This is a genomic window from Pseudomonas sp. 22490, assembly GCF_052044465.1.
Classification (GTDB): domain Bacteria; phylum Pseudomonadota; class Gammaproteobacteria; order Pseudomonadales; family Pseudomonadaceae; genus Pseudomonas; species Pseudomonas aeruginosa.
In genome coordinates this window covers 77824-92633 of sequence record NZ_JBQENS010000013.1, presented here as the reverse complement: position 1 = coordinate 92633, position 14810 = coordinate 77824, and the positions used below count along the sequence as shown (strand labels likewise).

Here is a 14810-nt window from a genome sequence, read left to right as displayed (position 1 = left end):
CCTTCTCCTCCCATCCAGACGAGACCCGCGCATGAGCAAACGCCCCAACTTCCTGGTGATCGTCGCCGACGACCTGGGCTTCTCCGATATCGGCGCCTTCGGCGGCGAGATCGCCACGCCGAACCTCGACGCCCTGGCCATCGCCGGCCTGCGCCTGACCGACTTCCACACCGCCTCGACCTGCTCGCCGACCCGCTCGATGCTGCTCACCGGCACCGACCACCACATCGCCGGGATCGGCACCATGGCCGAGGCGCTGACCCCGGAACTGGAAGGCAAGCCGGGTTACGAAGGGCATCTCAACGAGCGCGTGGTGGCGCTGCCGGAGCTGCTCCGCGAGGCCGGCTACCAGACCCTCATGGCCGGCAAGTGGCACCTCGGTCTGAAGCCGGAACAGACGCCCCATGCACGCGGTTTCGAGCGTTCCTTCTCGCTGCTGCCGGGCGCCGCCAACCACTATGGTTTCGAGCCGCCCTACGACGAAAGCACTCCGCGCATCCTCAAGGGTACGCCAGCGCTCTACGTGGAAGACGAGCGCTACCTCGACACGCTGCCGGAGGGCTTCTATTCCTCCGACGCCTTCGGCGACAAGCTGCTGCAATACCTCAAGGAGCGCGACCAGAGCCGGCCGTTCTTCGCCTACCTGCCGTTCTCCGCGCCGCACTGGCCGCTGCAAGCGCCGCGGGAGATCGTCGAGAAGTACCGCGGTCGCTACGACGCCGGTCCAGAAGCGCTGCGCCAGGAACGCCTGGCCCGGCTCAAGGAGCTGGGCCTGGTGGAAGCGGACGTCGAAGCCCATCCGGTGCTCGCCCTGACCCGCGAGTGGGAGGCCCTGGAGGACGAGGAACGGGCTAAGTCGGCGCGGGCGATGGAGGTCTATGCGGCGATGGTCGAGCGCATGGACTGGAACATCGGCAGGGTTGTGAACTACCTGCGCCGGCAGGGCGAGCTGGACAACACCGTCGTCCTGTTCATGTCCGACAACGGCGCCGAAGGCGCCCTGCTGGAGGCGTTCCCGAAATTCGGCCCGGACCTGCTGGGCTTTCTCGACCGGCACTACGACAACAGCCTGGAAAACATCGGCCGCGCCAATTCCTACGTCTGGTATGGCCCGCGCTGGGCCCAGGCGGCCACCGCACCATCGCGCCTGTACAAGGCGTTCACAACCCAGGGCGGGATTCGCGTGCCAGCGCTGGTGCGCTACCCGCGGCTAAGCCGGCAGGGTGCGATCAGCCATGCCTTCGCCACGGTGATGGACGTCACCCCGACCCTCCTCGACCTCGCCGGTGTCCGCCACCCAGGCAAGCGCTGGCGCGGCCGCGAGATCGCCGAGCCGCGCGGCAGGTCTTGGCTGGGTTGGCTTTCCGGCGAGACCGAGGCGGCCCACGACGAGAACACCGTGACCGGCTGGGAGCTGTTCGGCATGCGTGCGATCCGCCAGGGCGACTGGAAGGCGGTGTACCTGCCGGCCCCGGTGGGCCCGGCCACCTGGCAGCTCTACGACCTGGCCCGCGACCCGGGCGAGATCCACGACCTCGCTGACAGCCAGCCGGGCAAGCTGGCGGAGCTGATCGAGCATTGGAAGCGATACGTCAGCGAGACCGGTGTCGTAGAGGGGGCTTCGCCTTTCCTGGTGCGATAAGCGGAACCTCTCCCCTCGCCCTCTCCCTTCAGGAGGGAACGTCTGGCCAGAAGGTCGGGGAGAGGGGCTACTTCGCCGGGTGGAACGAGGCGACCCGGGTCAGGCCGAGAAACCGCCATCGATGGTCAGGCTGGCCCCGGTGATGTAGGCCGCTTCCGGCCCGGCCAGGTAGGCGACGAAGCTGGCGATTTCCTCGCTGCGGGCGTAGCGCGGCAGCGCCATCAGGCCCTTGAGGACCTCGGCGAAGTCGCCGTCGTCCGGGTTCATGTCGGTATCCACCGGACCCGGCTGCACGTTGTTCACCGTGATCCCGCGCGGGCCGAGGTCGCGGGCCAGGCCCTTGGTCAGGCCGACCAGCGCCGACTTGCTCATCGCGTAGGTGGCGCCGCCGGCGAACGGCATGCGTTCGGCATTGGTGCTGCCGATGCTGATCACCCGCCCGCCGTCGCCCATGTGCTTGACCGCCGCCTGGGTGGCGACGAAGACGCTGCGCACGTTGATCGCCAGGGTCCGCTCGAAGTCGGCCAGCGGCAGCTCTTCCACCGAACCGAGGGCGAGGACGGCGGCATTGTTGACCAGGATGTCGATGCGTCCGAAGCGAGCCGCCGCTTCGTCGACGGCGGCGACGAGCGCCGCCGCGTCGGCGCTATCGGCATGCAGGGCCAGGATGCTGGCTCCGGCGCCTTCGAGTTCGGCCGCCAGGGCCCGGGACTTGTCCGCCGAGCTGACGTAGGTGAAGGCGACGCTGGCGCCTTCGGCGGCCAGCCGACGAACGATGGCGGCGCCGATGCCGCGGGAACCGCCCTGGACGAAGGCGACTTTGCCGGCGAGGGATGCAGAGGATACGGACATGGAAATCTCCATCGGAGTGGATAGACAGGCCCCGAGTTTCCGTCGTCCATTGCAGACCTGGTAGCGGGTAATCGCTATATTCAGCCGATACCAATGGTTTATGCGGGCCCTTTCCCATGGAAACCCTCAGCAACATCCAGTGCTTCGTCCGCAGCGCCGAGGCCGGTAGCTTCGCCGAGGCCGCCAGGCGCCTGGGCCTGACGCCGGCCGGGGTGGGCAAGAACGTCGCCCGCCTGGAAAGCAACCTCGGCGTGCGCCTGTTCCAGCGCAGCACCCGGCGCCTGACCCTGACCGAAGCCGGGGAGCGTTTCCTGCAAGAGGTCGGCGGCAGCCTGGAGGGTATCCAGACCGCTCTCGCCAACGTCTCCAGCGTCGGCAACCAACCCAGCGGCACGTTGAAGGTCAGCATGGGGCTGGCCTTCGGCCGCGACTACATCCTGCCGCTGCTCGGCGAGTTCCTCGAACGCTATCCCGACATCGTGCCCGACTGGCATTTCGACAATCGCCAGGTCGACCTCATCGGCGAAGGCTTCGACGCCGCCATCGGCGGTGGTTTCGAACTGCCGCCCGGGGTGGTGGCGCGCAACCTGACGCCGGGCCACCTGATCCTCCTCGCCTCGCCCGCCTACCTCCGCGACAAGCCGCCAATCCGCCATCCAGGCGACCTGGGCGGCTTCGACGGGATCCGCATCCGCTCGCCGCAGACCGGCCGCGTGCGCTCCTGGCCGCTGCGCCGGCGCAACGGCGAGGAGGCGCCGATCGAGCTGCGCGAACGCATGACCATGAGCGACCCGGAAGCCACCTGCGAGGTCGCCGCCATGGGCCTGGGCATCACCCTGGTATGCATGCAGCACGCCTATGCCTACCTGGAGTCCGGCGCCCTGGTGCGGGTCCTGCCGGACTGGTACGTCGACGCCGGCAACACCAGCCTCTACTACGCGGCGAACAAGCTGCTACCGGCCAAGACCCGGGTCTTCGTCGACTTCGTCGTCGACTACTTCCGCCGCCAGGACCTGGCCCGGCGCTTCTCCGCCTTCCCAACCGGCTAGCGCCAGCCATCCGTCGCCTCGGCAAACGGGAAAAGGCCCTGGCACCGGCCTCGCCGGAAAAACGGCAGTTTGACATTACCGATTGGGACTCTAGTTTTAGAAAACGCCGCCGACGAGCTTGGAAGGCGTCTTCCGCACGGTCCCGAGGGACCGCCTGGAAGCCCTGCTCCGATCCGGCACATGGAGTGCAGCATGCGCGAGTCCCTCGGTGTTTCGTTACCATCCCGGCCCCTGCTGCTGAAGCTGGGCCTGCTTTCCCTACCCTGGGCGTTGTGCGCCGGGCTGCATGCCGTCGGCCTCGGCGTCTGGCTGGTCCTGGCGCTCGGTTGGTTCGCCAGCCTGGCCATGCTCGTCCTCCTCCTGCGCGCCCCTCGGCAAGCGGTAGCGAATGCCAACCCGCAGGCGGATGCCGCTTCGCCGGCCTGGAGCGCGGCGCAACGGGCGCTCGCCGACGAAACCGCGCAACTGGACGGTCACGCCCGGCAGATCGACGAACTGCTGCATTCGGCGATCCGCCAGCTCAGCGACAGCTTCCACGGCCTCGCCGAACGCATCGATACCCAGCGCGGCCTGTCCCATTCGCTGATCGAGCGCTACGACGGGCGCGGCCAGGTCGACGAAGGCATCAACTTCCAGGACTTCGTCAGGACCACCCAGCAGACCCTCAGCCTGTTCGTCGAGGCTACCCTGGAAACCAGCCGGACCTCGCAGCAACTGGTGGAACGCATGGACCAGGTGCGGCTGAAGATCACCGAGATCCTGCAGTCGACCCAGGACATGGACGCCATCGCCAAGCAGACCAACCTGCTCGCCCTCAACGCCGCCATCGAGGCCGCCCGAGCCGGCGAGAGCGGCCGCGGCTTCGCCGTGGTCGCCGATGAAGTGCGCGCGCTGTCGACCCGCTCCACGGAGTTTTCCGCCGCCATCCGCAAGCACGTCGACGTGGTCCACCACGAGATCCAGGACGCCGAGAGCGCGATCTCGCAACTGGCCGACAAGGACATGTCCTTCGCCCTCGATTCCAAGCACAAGATCCAGGGCATGCTCGATGACCTGGAGGCGATGAACCGGCACACCCTGAAGGTCATCCACGAACTGGACCGGCTCTCGCTGGAAGTCGGCCAGGGCGTCGACGCGGCGGTCACCGCCCTGCAATTCCAGGACATGGGCAGCCAGTTGCTCGGCCAGATGCGCAAGCACCATGCGCGTCTTGGCGCCTTCGCCCTCGGCCTCGGCGCGCTGGAGGCGCGGCCGCGCCAGGAATGGCCCGAACGGGTCGCACGGGAGGTCGAGGAACTGCGCCGGCCCTTGCCCAGCCCGGTGAGCCAGAACAGCGTCAACGTGGGCGAAGTGGAATTGTTCTGAGGGGTATCGATAGCCAATCCGTCTAACCGGATAACTATCCGACGAGAAACCGGCGCCAATAATTGAAATCCACCGGACATTGTCTTTACTGGAACTAGCAAAGGGCCATCAGAGCCCTCCGTCACAGCCACCTGGCACACACCACCTTCGCCGCCGAGCTTGGCGCTGCGGTAGGGACACCGTGAGGACGCAAGACCATGGGCAAACCGATTCTGATCGTCGACGACTCGGCGTCTATCCGCCAGATGCTGAGCTTCACCCTGAAGTCCGCCGGCTACGAGGTGGACGAGGCCGCGGACGGCAAGGAAGGCCTCGGCAAGGCCCAGAGCAAGAGCTACAGCCTGGTGTTCACCGACCAGAACATGCCGAACATGGACGGCCTGTCGCTGATCCGCAGCCTGCGTAACCTGGCCGGCTACCGCAGCGTGCCGATCCTCATGCTGACCACCGAATCGAGCGACGCGATGAAGCAGCAGGGACGCAGCGCCGGCGCCACCGGCTGGCTGGTGAAGCCGTTCGACCCGCCGAAACTGCTCGAAGTGACGCGCAAGGTCCTGCCCTGATTCCCGTTCCCCCGCGGGGGAGGTCCCATGCCCCAGGATATGAGCCAGTTTCTCCAGGTGTTCTTCGAGGAAACCGAGGAACACCTGGCCACCCTCGAACTCCTCCTGATCGGTCTCGACCTGGACCGGCCGGACAGCGAGACGCTGCACGGCATCTTCCGCGCCGCGCATTCGATCAAGGGTTCCAGCGGAATGTTCGGTTTCGACGACATCACCGCCGTCACCCACGAACTGGAGACCCTGCTCGACCGCATCCGCTGTGGCCAGATGCACCTGCGGCCGGACATGATCAGTTCCTTCCTCGAAGCCCGCGACGTGTTGCAGCGCCTGCTCGACGCCCATCGCAGCGGCAGTCCCGACCCCGGGGTGCCGTTGCTGGAGACGGTCGAGCGGCTGCGCGGCTGGCTGCGGGTGCCGGAACAGGAAGCGGCGGAGGAAGGCTTCGGCCTGTTCGACGACGCGCCCGCCAGGGAAACCGCGGACGACGATGCCTTCGGCTTCTTCGACGAAGGCCCGGGCGCTCCGGAACGAGCGGCCGCGCCGGAAGCGTTCGGGCTCTTCGACGAGGCGCCCGGCGCACCGGCCGCGAGCGAAGCGTTCGGCCTCTTCGATGAGGCACCGGGTTCCCCACCGGCGGAGGAACGCGCCTTCGGCCTGTTCGACGGCGCCCCCGGCAGCCCCGCCGCGCCCAGTGCGCCCGCGCAAGCCGTCGCCGCGCCGGCCAGGGGCGCAGTCGCGCCCGTGCGTGGCGACGGCGAGTCCGGCTCGATCCGGGTCAGCGTGGAAAAGATCGACAGCCTGATCAACCTGGTCGGCGAACTGGTGATCACCCAGGCCATGCTCGGCCAGCTCGGCGAGCAGCTCGACCCGAGCCGCCACGAGCGCCTGCAGCACGCCCTGGCCCAGCTCGAACACAACACCCGCGACCTGCAGGAGTCGGTGATGTCGATCCGCATGCTGCCGATCAACTTCATCTTCAGCCGCTTCCCCAGGCTGGTGCGCGACACCGCCACGCGCCTGGGCAAGCAGGTCGAGCTGCACCTGCACGGCGAGCACACCGAACTGGACAAGAGCGTGATCGAGAAACTCAGCGATCCGCTCACCCACATCGTCCGCAACAGCATCGACCACGGCATCGAAACGCCCGCCGAACGCCTCGCCGCCGGCAAGCCGGCGAGCGGCACGGTGAAGCTCGCCGCCAGCCACCAGGGCGGCAGCGTGGTGGTGGAGGTTTCCGACGACGGTCGCGGCCTGTCGCGTCCGCGTATCCTCGCCAAGGCCCGCGAGCGCAACCTGCCGGTGCATGACGGGATGAGCGACGCCGAGGTCTGGCAACTGGTGTTCATGCCCGGCTTCTCCACCGCCGAGACGGTCACCGAGCTGTCCGGACGCGGCGTCGGCATGGACGTGGTGAAGCGCAACATCGGTGCCATGGGCGGGCGCATCGACATCGACTCGGCGCCCGGCATGGGCACTCGCATCGGCATCCGCCTGCCGCTGACCCTGGCGATCCTCGACGGCCTGATCGTCGCCGTCGAAGCGGTCAACTACGTGATTCCGCTGACCTACATCGTCGAGTCGCTGCAGGCGCGCAGCGACGACGTGCGCGGCCTCGGCGGCGAAGACAACGCGATGATCCGCGTACGCGGCGAGTACCTGCCGCTGTTCAGCCTGCACGAGCTGTTGCGCATCGGCGGCGAAGCGCCGGCGCCGGAGCAGGGCATCGTGGTGATCCTCGAGTCCGAGGGGCGCAGCTTCGCCCTGCAGGTGGACGAACTGGTCGGCCAGCAGCAGGTGGTGATCAAGAGCCTGGAACAGAATTTCCGCCGCGTGGAGGGTATCGCCGGCGCCACCATCATGGGCGACGGCAGCGTCGCCCTGATTCTCGACGTCGATGCGCTGCCACGCCTGGCGGCGCGGGAGGACACCGCCGATGAACGGCACTGAGGCAAGCCAGGCGAACGGCCCGGCGCAGGAATACCTGACCTTCACCCTGGGCCGCGAGGAGTACGCCATCGACATCCTCCGCGTGCAGGAGATCCGCGGCTACGACCAGGTCACCGCGATCGCCAACGCGCCGCCCTTCATCAAGGGCGTGATCAACCTGCGCGGGGCGATCGTGCCGATCGTCGACCTGCGCATCAAGTTCCACCTCGCCGAGGTCACCTACGACCCGTTCACCGTGGTGATCATCCTCAACATCGGCCGGCGCATCGTCGGCGTGGTGGTGGACTCGGTATCCGACGTGATCGCACTGGGCGGCGACGCGATCAGGCCGCCGCCGGAGTTCGGCGCCAGCTTCGACACCGAATACCTGCTCGGCCTGGCCACCGCGGGCGAGCGCATGTTGATCCTGGTGGACATCGAGAGACTGATGACCAGCCGCGAAATGGCGCTGGTCGACGAAGCCGCGGCCTGAGCGGCGCCAACGAGGGATAGGCAGGGGATATCGAAATGGGTCTGTTCAATGCACATGCGGTGGCGCAGCAACGCGCCGACCGGATCGCCACGCTCCTCCAGTCGTTCGCCGACGGCCAACTCGACACCGCCGTCGGCGAGGCCCCGGCGCCCGGCTACGAGCGTCTCTACGACAGCCTGCGGGCGCTGCAGCGGCAACTGCGCGAACAACGCGCCGAACTCCAGCAGGTGGAAAGCCTGGAGGCGGGGCTGGCGGAGATGAGCCGCCAGCACGAAGCCGGCTGGATCGACCAGACGATTCCCGCCGAACGCCTGGAAGGTCGCGCGGCGCGCATCGCCAAGGGCGTCAACGAACTGGTGGCCGCGCACATCGCGGTGAAGATGAAGGTGGTCAGCGTGGTCACCGCCTACGGCCAGGGCAACTTCGAGCCGCTGATGGACCGCCTGCCGGGCAAGAAGGCGCAGATCACCGAAGCCATCGACGGCGTTCGCGAACGCCTGCGCGGGGCCGCCGAGGCGACCTCGGCGCAACTGGCCACGGCGGCCTACAACGCGCGGATCAAGAGCGCGCTGGACAACGTCTCGGCCAACGTGATGATCGCCGACAACGACCTCAACATCATCTACATGAACCGCACCGTCAGCGAGATGCTCGGTCGCGCCGAAGCGGATATCCGCAAGCAGTTGCCGAACTTCGACGCCGGCCGCCTGATGGGCGCCAACATCGACGTGTTCCACAAGAATCCGGCGCACCAGCGGCACCTGCTGGCCAACCTCACCGGCGTGCACAAGGCCGAGCTCAACCTCGGCGGCCGGCGCTTCTCCCTCGATGTGGTGCCAGTGTTCAACGACGCCAACGAACGCCTCGGCTCCGCCGTGCAATGGACCGACCGCACCGAGGAACACCGCGCCGAGCAGGAAGTCTCGCAACTGGTGCAGGCGGCGGCCGCCGGCGACTTCAGCAAGCGCGTCGAGGAGGCCGGCAAGGAAGGCTTCTTCCTCAGGCTGGCGAAGGACCTGAACAGCCTGGTGGATACCGCCGACCGCGGCTTGCGCGACGTCTCGCGGATGCTCGGGGCGCTGGCCCAGGGCGACCTCACCCAGCGCATCGAGGCCGACTACCAGGGCACCTTCGGCCAGCTCAAGGATTTCTCCAACGACACCGCACAAAGCCTGTCGCGGATGCTCGGGCAGATTCGCGAGGCCGCCGACACCATCAACACCGCCGCCAGCGAGATCGCCAGCGGCAACGCCGAACTGTCGGCGCGCACCGAGCAGCAGGCGTCGAGCCTGGAGGAAACCGCCTCGAGCATGGAAGAACTGACCAGCACGGTGAAGCTCAACGCCGAGAATGCCCGCCAGGCCAACTCGCTGGCGGCCAATGCCTCGGAAGTGGCGACCCAGGGCGGCACCGTGGTGCAGAAGGTGGTCAGCACCATGTCCTCGATCAACGAGTCGGCGCGCAAGATCGCCGACATCATCGGGGTGATCGACGGCATCGCCTTCCAGACCAACATCCTCGCCCTCAACGCCGCGGTCGAGGCAGCCCGCGCCGGCGAGCAGGGCCGCGGCTTCGCGGTGGTCGCCGGGGAAGTGCGCACCCTCGCCCAGCGCTCCGCCGCCGCGGCCAAGGAGATCAAGACGCTGATCTCCGACTCGGTGGACAAGGTGGAGAACGGCAACACCCTGGTGGCCCAGGCCGGACAGACCATGAGCGACATCGTGGTGGCGATCCGCCGGGTCACCGACATCATGTCGGAGATCGCCGCCGCCTCCGCCGAGCAGAGCACCGGCATCGAAGAGGTGAACAGCGCGGTCTCGCAGATGGACGACATGACCCAGCAGAACGCCGCGCTGGTGGAGGAAGCCGCGGCCGCGGCCGAGGCCATGCAGGAGCAGGCGGGCCTGCTCAACCAGTCGGTGGCGGTGTTCAGGCTGGACACTCCGCCGAGCGTGGTCCAGCTCGCCAGCGCGCGGCCGTCCGCGCCACGCCCCAGCGCGCCGGCGCCGCTGGCCCGCAGCGGCATGGCGCGGGCCAGCAAGGCGCGCAAGGAAGACGGCTGGGAAGAGTTCTGAGACCACGCCGCGCCTCCGCCAGGCGGAGGGCGGCAAGCCCTTAGGGTCGACCAGGGAAACCCGACGCCAATGCCCACCTCCACGCCTTCGCCGGTGTTCGGCAACCAGGAGTTCCACTACACCCGCGAGGACTTCCAGCAAGTACGCGAGCGGCTCTACCGACTGACCGGCATCAGCCTGGCCGAGAGCAAGGCGCAACTGGTCTATAGCCGCCTCTCGCGGCGCCTGCGCCTGCTGCGGCTCGGGAGCTTCGCCGAATATTTCACCCACCTCGACCGCGAGCCGGGCGAGCAGCAGTTGTTCGTCAACGCGCTGACCACCAACCTCACCGCATTCTTCCGCGAACGCCACCACTTCCCCCTGCTCGCCGACCTCGCCCGCCGCCAGTTGCAGCGGCATCGCCCGCTGCGCATCTGGTCGGCGGCGGCGAGTACCGGCGAGGAACCCTATTCGATCGCCATCACCCTGGTGGAGGCGCTGGGCAGCTTCGATCCGCCGGTGAAGATCGTCGCCTCGGACATCGATACCGGGGTGCTCGACTGCGCCCGCCAGGGCGTCTATCCGCTGGAGCGCCTGGAGCAGATGCCGGCGCCGCTGAAGAAACGCTTCTTCCTCCGCGGCACCGGGCCCAACGCCGGCAAGGCGCGGGTGGTGGAGGAACTGCGGCAACTGGTGGAGTTCCGCCAGATCAACCTGCTGGAGGCAGACTGGTCGATCGCCGGGGAACTCGACGCGATCTTCTGCCGCAACGTGATGATCTACTTCGACAAGCCGACCCAGACCCGCCTGCTGGAACGCATGGTGGCCCTGCTGCGGCCGGAGGGCCTGTTCTTCGCCGGGCATTCGGAGAACTTCGTCCACGCCAGCCACCTGGTGCGCTCCGTCGGCCAGACCGTCTACAGCCCGGCCTGATCGCGATGAATCTCCAGGCCCGGGAAGGCGCGCCGCTGAACCGCTACTACGATCCGTACTTCGCCTGCGATGCGGTGAAGCTTTTGCCCGGCGAATACTTCGCCAGCGGCGAAGACCTGGTGATCGTCACCGTGCTCGGCTCCTGCGTCTCGGTGTGCCTGCGCGACCCGCTCAACGGCATCGCCGGGATGAACCACTTCATGCTCCCCGAGCGCGGCCTCGGCGGCGACCCGGCCTCGCCGTCGGCGCGCTACGGCAGCCACGCCATGGAACTGCTGATCAACCGCATGCTGGCCCTCGGCGCCAGCCGCGAGCGCCTGCAGGCCAAGGTCTTCGGCGGCGGCTCGGTACTGCGCCAGATCAGCGCCGCCATCGGCCAGCGCAACGTCGAGTTCACCCTCGACTACCTGGCCACCGAGCGTATCCCGCTGCTCGCCAGCGACGTGCTGGAGGCCTTCCCGCGCAAGATCTACTTCTTCCCGCGCAGTGGCCGGGTCCTGGTGAAGTCCCTGGTGGAGCTGAAGAACGACACCGTGCTGCAGCGTGAACGCGACTACCGCCGCCGTATCGACCGCAACGCGGACGGCGGCCCCATCGACCTGTTCTGACTCTCCGGGAGAGCCCGCCATGCCCATCAGTGTCCTGGTCGTCGACGATTCCGCCCTGATCCGCAGCCTGCTCAAGGAGATCATCCAGGCCGACCCGGAGCTGCGCCTGGTCGGCTGCGCGCCGGACGCCTTCGTCGCCCGCGACCTGATCAAGCAGCACGCGCCGGACGTGATCAGCCTCGACGTGGAAATGCCGCGAATGGACGGCCTGACCTTCCTCGACAAGCTGATGAAGGCGCGGCCGACCCCGGTGCTGATGATCTCCTCGCTCACCGAGCGCGGTTCCGAAGCCACCCTGCGCGCGCTGGAACTGGGCGCGGTGGACTTCATCGCCAAGCCCCGGCTGGGCATCGCCGAAGGCATGCAGGCCTATGCCGAGGAAATCCGCGCCAAGCTCAAGACCGTCGCCCGCGCCCGCCTGCGCCGCCGTGCGGCGGACGCGCCGGCGCCGCCGGAAAGCACGGCGCCGCTGCTCAGCACCGAGAAGATCATCGCCCTCGGCGCCTCCACCGGCGGCACCGAGGCGCTCAAGGAAGTGCTGCTCGGCCTGCCGGCGCACAGTCCCGGGGTGGTCATCACCCAGCACATGCCTCCCGGCTTCACCCGCAGCTTCGCCGAGCGCCTGGATCGCCTGACCCGGCTCAGCGTCAGCGAAGCGCGCGACGGCGACCGCATACTGCCCGGCCACGCCCTGGTCGCGCCGGGCGACCACCACATGGAGGTGCAGCGCTCCGGCGCCAACTACGTGGTGCGTTTGAACCGCCAGGCGCAGGTCAACGGCCACCGCCCGGCAGTGGACGTGATGTTCGAGTCGCTGGCTCGCTGCGCCGGGCGCAACCTGCTCGCCGGGCTGCTCACCGGCATGGGCAAGGACGGCGCGCGCGGGCTCCTGGCGATCCGCCAGGCCGGCGGCTACACCCTGGCCCAGGACGAGGCTACCTGCGTGGTCTACGGCATGCCCCGCGAAGCGGTGGAACTGGGCGCCGCGGAAGACGTGCTGCCGCTCGAACGGATCGCCGCCGCGCTGCTCCAGCAAGCCGCCCGGCGCGGCAGCGGCAACCGCCTCTGAGCGGGATCCTGGCCGGCCCGCTGCGCTTTTTCGCCGCCCCCCGCAACCTCCCCCGCCGAGATCCCGCCGACGACAGGCCCGAACCACGGGCCTTTGCCTGCTCGCCATCATTGTGGCGTCAAATTAATGGCGAAATAAAACCAAATTACGTTGCCTGAAATAATGCACATCTGCACAATTGGCCCTTTCGCCAAAAGTTCGACACACGCTTTCGATCCATGATTTCGGCCGCGGGCCGGGCGAGAAACTGATAGGGATAGCCATGGCGGCGAACTGGGGGTTGCGCGGCAAATCGGTGGTGGCGCTGTTGCTGGCCTGTGCCCTGGCACTGGTCCCGGCGGTGCTGCTGGGCTGGCGCGCGATGGACGACATCCGTACGCACTTCGGCCTGGCCTACGCGAAGAACTTCACCCTGCTGCACCGGCAGAAGATCCTCGCCCCGGTCTCCCGCGAACTGGCGTTGTCGCGCCGTTTCGCCGAATCGGTGGTGACCCGCGACTGGCTGCTGAAGGAAGACGACCCGGCGCGCCGCGCGCTGTTCTTCCGCGAGGCCGAGGGCTACCGCGGCGACTTCCGCGACCACGCCTACTTCATCATCGCCAGCGGCTCCCACCACTACTACTTCAACGACGGCCGCCAACCCTACAGCGAACGGCCGCGCTACACCCTGGAGGCCGGCGACCCGGAAGACGCCTGGTACTTCAATACCCTGCGCAACAGCGCCGCCTACAACATCAACGTCAATGTCGACAGCAAGCTGAACCTGACCAAGGTCTGGTTCAACCTGGTGATCCGCGACCAGGGCCGGCCCATCGGCCTGGCCGGCAGCGGCCTGGACCTGAGCGGCTTCCTCGACGACTTCATCATCGCCCGCGAGCCGGGCGTGACGCCGATGATCGTCGGCGACGACGGCGCCATCCAGGCCCACCCGGACCGCCGCCTGATCGCCTACAGCTCCGCCGCCGGCGGCGCCAGCGAACGCCACCGGGTGTTCGACCTGCTCGACCAGCCGGAACAGCGCGACGCCCTGCGCGAGGCCATGCGCCTGGCCCGCGCCAAGGCCGGCTCGGTGCACTGCCTGTGGGCCGGCCTCGACGGCCGCCAGCAACTCTTCGCCGTGGCCTACATTCCCCAACTGCGCTGGTACGTGCTCACCGCCGTCGACCTGCACGCCGCCCAGGTCCTCGACAACCGCTGGCTTTGGCCGCTGGCGGGCACGTTCCTGCTGTTGCTGGTGGCCCTGCTGCTGGGCTTCGCCTATGCCGTCGAGCGCCTGCTGTTGCGCCCCCTGCGCAGCCTCAAGCGCTCGGCCAAGGCGATCGCCGCCGGGCGCTACGACACGCCGCTGCCGCTGGCGCGCCAGGACGAGATCGGCTCGCTGTCGAAGGCCTTCGCCAGCATGGCCGACCAGGTCCGCCGGCACACCGCCGAGCTGGAAGACAAGGTCCAGGAGCGCACCCAGGCGCTGGAGGAAGCCAACCGCGAGATGGCCGCCGCGCAGAAGAAGATCGGCGACAGCCTCGACTATGCCAGCCTGATCCAGCGCGCGATCCTCCCCGACCGCCAGCTCAGCGCCACCCTCGGCGAGCATCACTTCATCCTGTGGAAACCGCGCGACGTGGTCGGCGGCGACTTCTACGTGTACCGCGAGCAGGCCGACGGCTACCTGATCGGCGTGGTCGACTGCGCCGGTCACGGCGTGCCCGGCGCGCTGATGACCATGCTCGCCCGCGCCGCCATCGACCACGCCATCGAGGCGGTGGGCAGCCGCGACCCGGCGGCGATCCTCGGCGAGACCGACCAGGCGATGCGCAGCATGCTCAGCCAGGAGCAGATCCCCCAGGCGCTGGCCACCAACATGGATGCCGGGCTGGTCTGGGTCGACCGCCGGCGCCGCCAGCTGGCCTTCGCCGGGGCGAAGATCTCGCTGTACGCCAGCGACGGCGAGGAGGTCCAGGAACTAAAGGGCGCGCGCCGGGCGATCGGCGACAAGCGCCGTGGCGACTACCGCAACATCGAGGTACCGCTGGCGCCGGGCTGGACCTTCTACCTGAGCACCGACGGTTTCCTCGACCAGGCCGGCGGCGAACACGGCTTCGGCTTCGGCAGCCGGCGCTTCGCCGACATGCTCCGCGACCACGCGCGGCAGCCGCTCCCCGAGCAGGCCGAGGCCTTCGTGGCGACGCTCGCCGAGTACCAGGGCGAGCACCCGCAACGCGACGACATCACCATCCTGTCCTTCCGATTCGACTAGGG

General features: G+C 68.3%; 12 protein-coding genes. 11 read left to right on the top strand and 1 reads right to left on the bottom strand.

The genetic code is table 11. The features are described 5' to 3' along the window. Positions 1 to 31: 31 nt before the first annotated feature. A complete protein-coding gene (gene atsA / locus ACTJJX_RS16435) occupies positions 32 to 1642 on the top strand; it encodes an arylsulfatase AtsA (RefSeq protein WP_016561484.1) in 1611 nt (536 codons plus the stop codon). A 99-nt stretch (positions 1643 to 1741) separates the two neighbouring features. Here the strand turns inward: atsA and ACTJJX_RS16430 are convergent, their stop codons facing one another. Next, entirely contained in the window at positions 1742 to 2494 is a 753-nt protein-coding gene (locus ACTJJX_RS16430) for a 3-oxoacyl-ACP reductase family protein (RefSeq protein ID WP_016561483.1), read from the bottom strand. Between the two features lie 116 nt (positions 2495 to 2610). Here ACTJJX_RS16430 and ACTJJX_RS16425 point away from each other — a divergent pair, with 116 nt between their 5' ends. The 10 genes from ACTJJX_RS16425 (at position 2611) to siaA (ending at position 14808) form a co-directional block, all read left to right on the top strand. Then, on the top strand, positions 2611 to 3543 hold the full coding sequence (locus tag ACTJJX_RS16425) for a LysR family transcriptional regulator (protein WP_003083951.1): 933 nt from the start codon (positions 2611 to 2613) through the stop codon (positions 3541 to 3543). A 180-nt stretch (positions 3544 to 3723) separates the two neighbouring features. Then, positions 3724 to 4908 (top strand): trichloroethylene chemotactic transducer CttP, encoded by a 1185-nt coding sequence (gene cttP / locus ACTJJX_RS16420; RefSeq protein WP_009875676.1) that lies wholly within the window; start codon positions 3724 to 3726, stop codon positions 4906 to 4908. Positions 4909 to 5105: 197 nt separating this feature from the next. Beyond that, a complete protein-coding gene (locus ACTJJX_RS16415; protein ID WP_003083943.1) occupies positions 5106 to 5471 on the top strand; it encodes a response regulator in 366 nt (121 codons plus the stop codon). A gap of 27 nt (positions 5472 to 5498) precedes the next feature. After that, positions 5499 to 7418 carry a chemotaxis protein CheA gene (locus ACTJJX_RS16410; RefSeq protein ID WP_012613457.1) on the top strand — a complete coding sequence of 640 codons (1920 nt, stop codon included), beginning with the start codon at positions 5499 to 5501 and terminating at the stop codon, positions 7416 to 7418. Beyond that, on the top strand, positions 7405 to 7890 hold the full coding sequence (locus ACTJJX_RS16405; protein ID WP_003083938.1) for a chemotaxis protein CheW: 486 nt from the start codon (positions 7405 to 7407) through the stop codon (positions 7888 to 7890). The genes ACTJJX_RS16410 and ACTJJX_RS16405 overlap by 14 nt, the downstream gene beginning before the upstream one ends. Before the next feature lie 35 nt (positions 7891 to 7925). Further along, complete coding sequence (gene aer2 / locus ACTJJX_RS16400) at positions 7926 to 9965, top strand: aerotaxis transducer Aer2 (RefSeq protein WP_003112650.1); 2040 nt, start codon at positions 7926 to 7928, stop codon at positions 9963 to 9965. Between the two features lie 69 nt (positions 9966 to 10034). Continuing rightward, positions 10035 to 10877 (top strand): CheR family methyltransferase, encoded by an 843-nt coding sequence (locus ACTJJX_RS16395; RefSeq protein WP_003102222.1) that lies wholly within the window; start codon positions 10035 to 10037, stop codon positions 10875 to 10877. A 5-nt stretch (positions 10878 to 10882) separates the two neighbouring features. Then, positions 10883 to 11485 (top strand): chemoreceptor glutamine deamidase CheD, encoded by a 603-nt coding sequence (cheD, locus tag ACTJJX_RS16390; protein WP_016852325.1) that lies wholly within the window; start codon positions 10883 to 10885, stop codon positions 11483 to 11485. 19 nt (positions 11486 to 11504) lie between these two features. After that, positions 11505 to 12554 carry a protein-glutamate methylesterase/protein-glutamine glutaminase gene (locus tag ACTJJX_RS16385; protein ID WP_016852324.1) on the top strand — a complete coding sequence of 350 codons (1050 nt, stop codon included), beginning with the start codon at positions 11505 to 11507 and terminating at the stop codon, positions 12552 to 12554. Between the two features lie 262 nt (positions 12555 to 12816). Then, complete coding sequence (gene siaA, locus ACTJJX_RS16380) at positions 12817 to 14808, top strand: biofilm regulation protein phosphatase SiaA (RefSeq protein WP_003112649.1); 1992 nt, start codon at positions 12817 to 12819, stop codon at positions 14806 to 14808. Positions 14809 to 14810 lie beyond the last annotated feature (2 nt).

Excerpts from the sequence above, each read along its gene's own strand:
- ACTJJX_RS16430 (WP_016561483.1), bottom strand. The coding sequence starts at position 2,494 with ATGTCCGTATCCTCTGCATCCCTCGCCGGCAAAGTCGCCTTCGTCCAG.
- ACTJJX_RS16395 (WP_003102222.1), top strand. The coding sequence starts at position 10,035 with ATGCCCACCTCCACGCCTTCGCCGGTGTTCGGCAACCAGGAGTTCCAC.
- cheD (WP_016852325.1), top strand. The coding sequence starts at position 10,883 with ATGAATCTCCAGGCCCGGGAAGGCGCGCCGCTGAACCGCTACTACGAT.
- ACTJJX_RS16425 (WP_003083951.1), top strand. The coding sequence starts at position 2,611 with ATGGAAACCCTCAGCAACATCCAGTGCTTCGTCCGCAGCGCCGAGGCC.
- cttP (WP_009875676.1), top strand. The coding sequence starts at position 3,724 with ATGGAGTGCAGCATGCGCGAGTCCCTCGGTGTTTCGTTACCATCCCGG.
- atsA (WP_016561484.1), top strand. The coding sequence starts at position 32 with ATGAGCAAACGCCCCAACTTCCTGGTGATCGTCGCCGACGACCTGGGC.
- ACTJJX_RS16405 (WP_003083938.1), top strand. The coding sequence starts at position 7,405 with ATGAACGGCACTGAGGCAAGCCAGGCGAACGGCCCGGCGCAGGAATAC.
- ACTJJX_RS16415 (WP_003083943.1), top strand. The coding sequence starts at position 5,106 with ATGGGCAAACCGATTCTGATCGTCGACGACTCGGCGTCTATCCGCCAG.
- ACTJJX_RS16385 (WP_016852324.1), top strand. The coding sequence starts at position 11,505 with ATGCCCATCAGTGTCCTGGTCGTCGACGATTCCGCCCTGATCCGCAGC.
- aer2 (WP_003112650.1), top strand. The coding sequence starts at position 7,926 with ATGGGTCTGTTCAATGCACATGCGGTGGCGCAGCAACGCGCCGACCGG.
- siaA (WP_003112649.1), top strand. The coding sequence starts at position 12,817 with ATGGCGGCGAACTGGGGGTTGCGCGGCAAATCGGTGGTGGCGCTGTTG.
- ACTJJX_RS16410 (WP_012613457.1), top strand. The coding sequence starts at position 5,499 with ATGCCCCAGGATATGAGCCAGTTTCTCCAGGTGTTCTTCGAGGAAACC.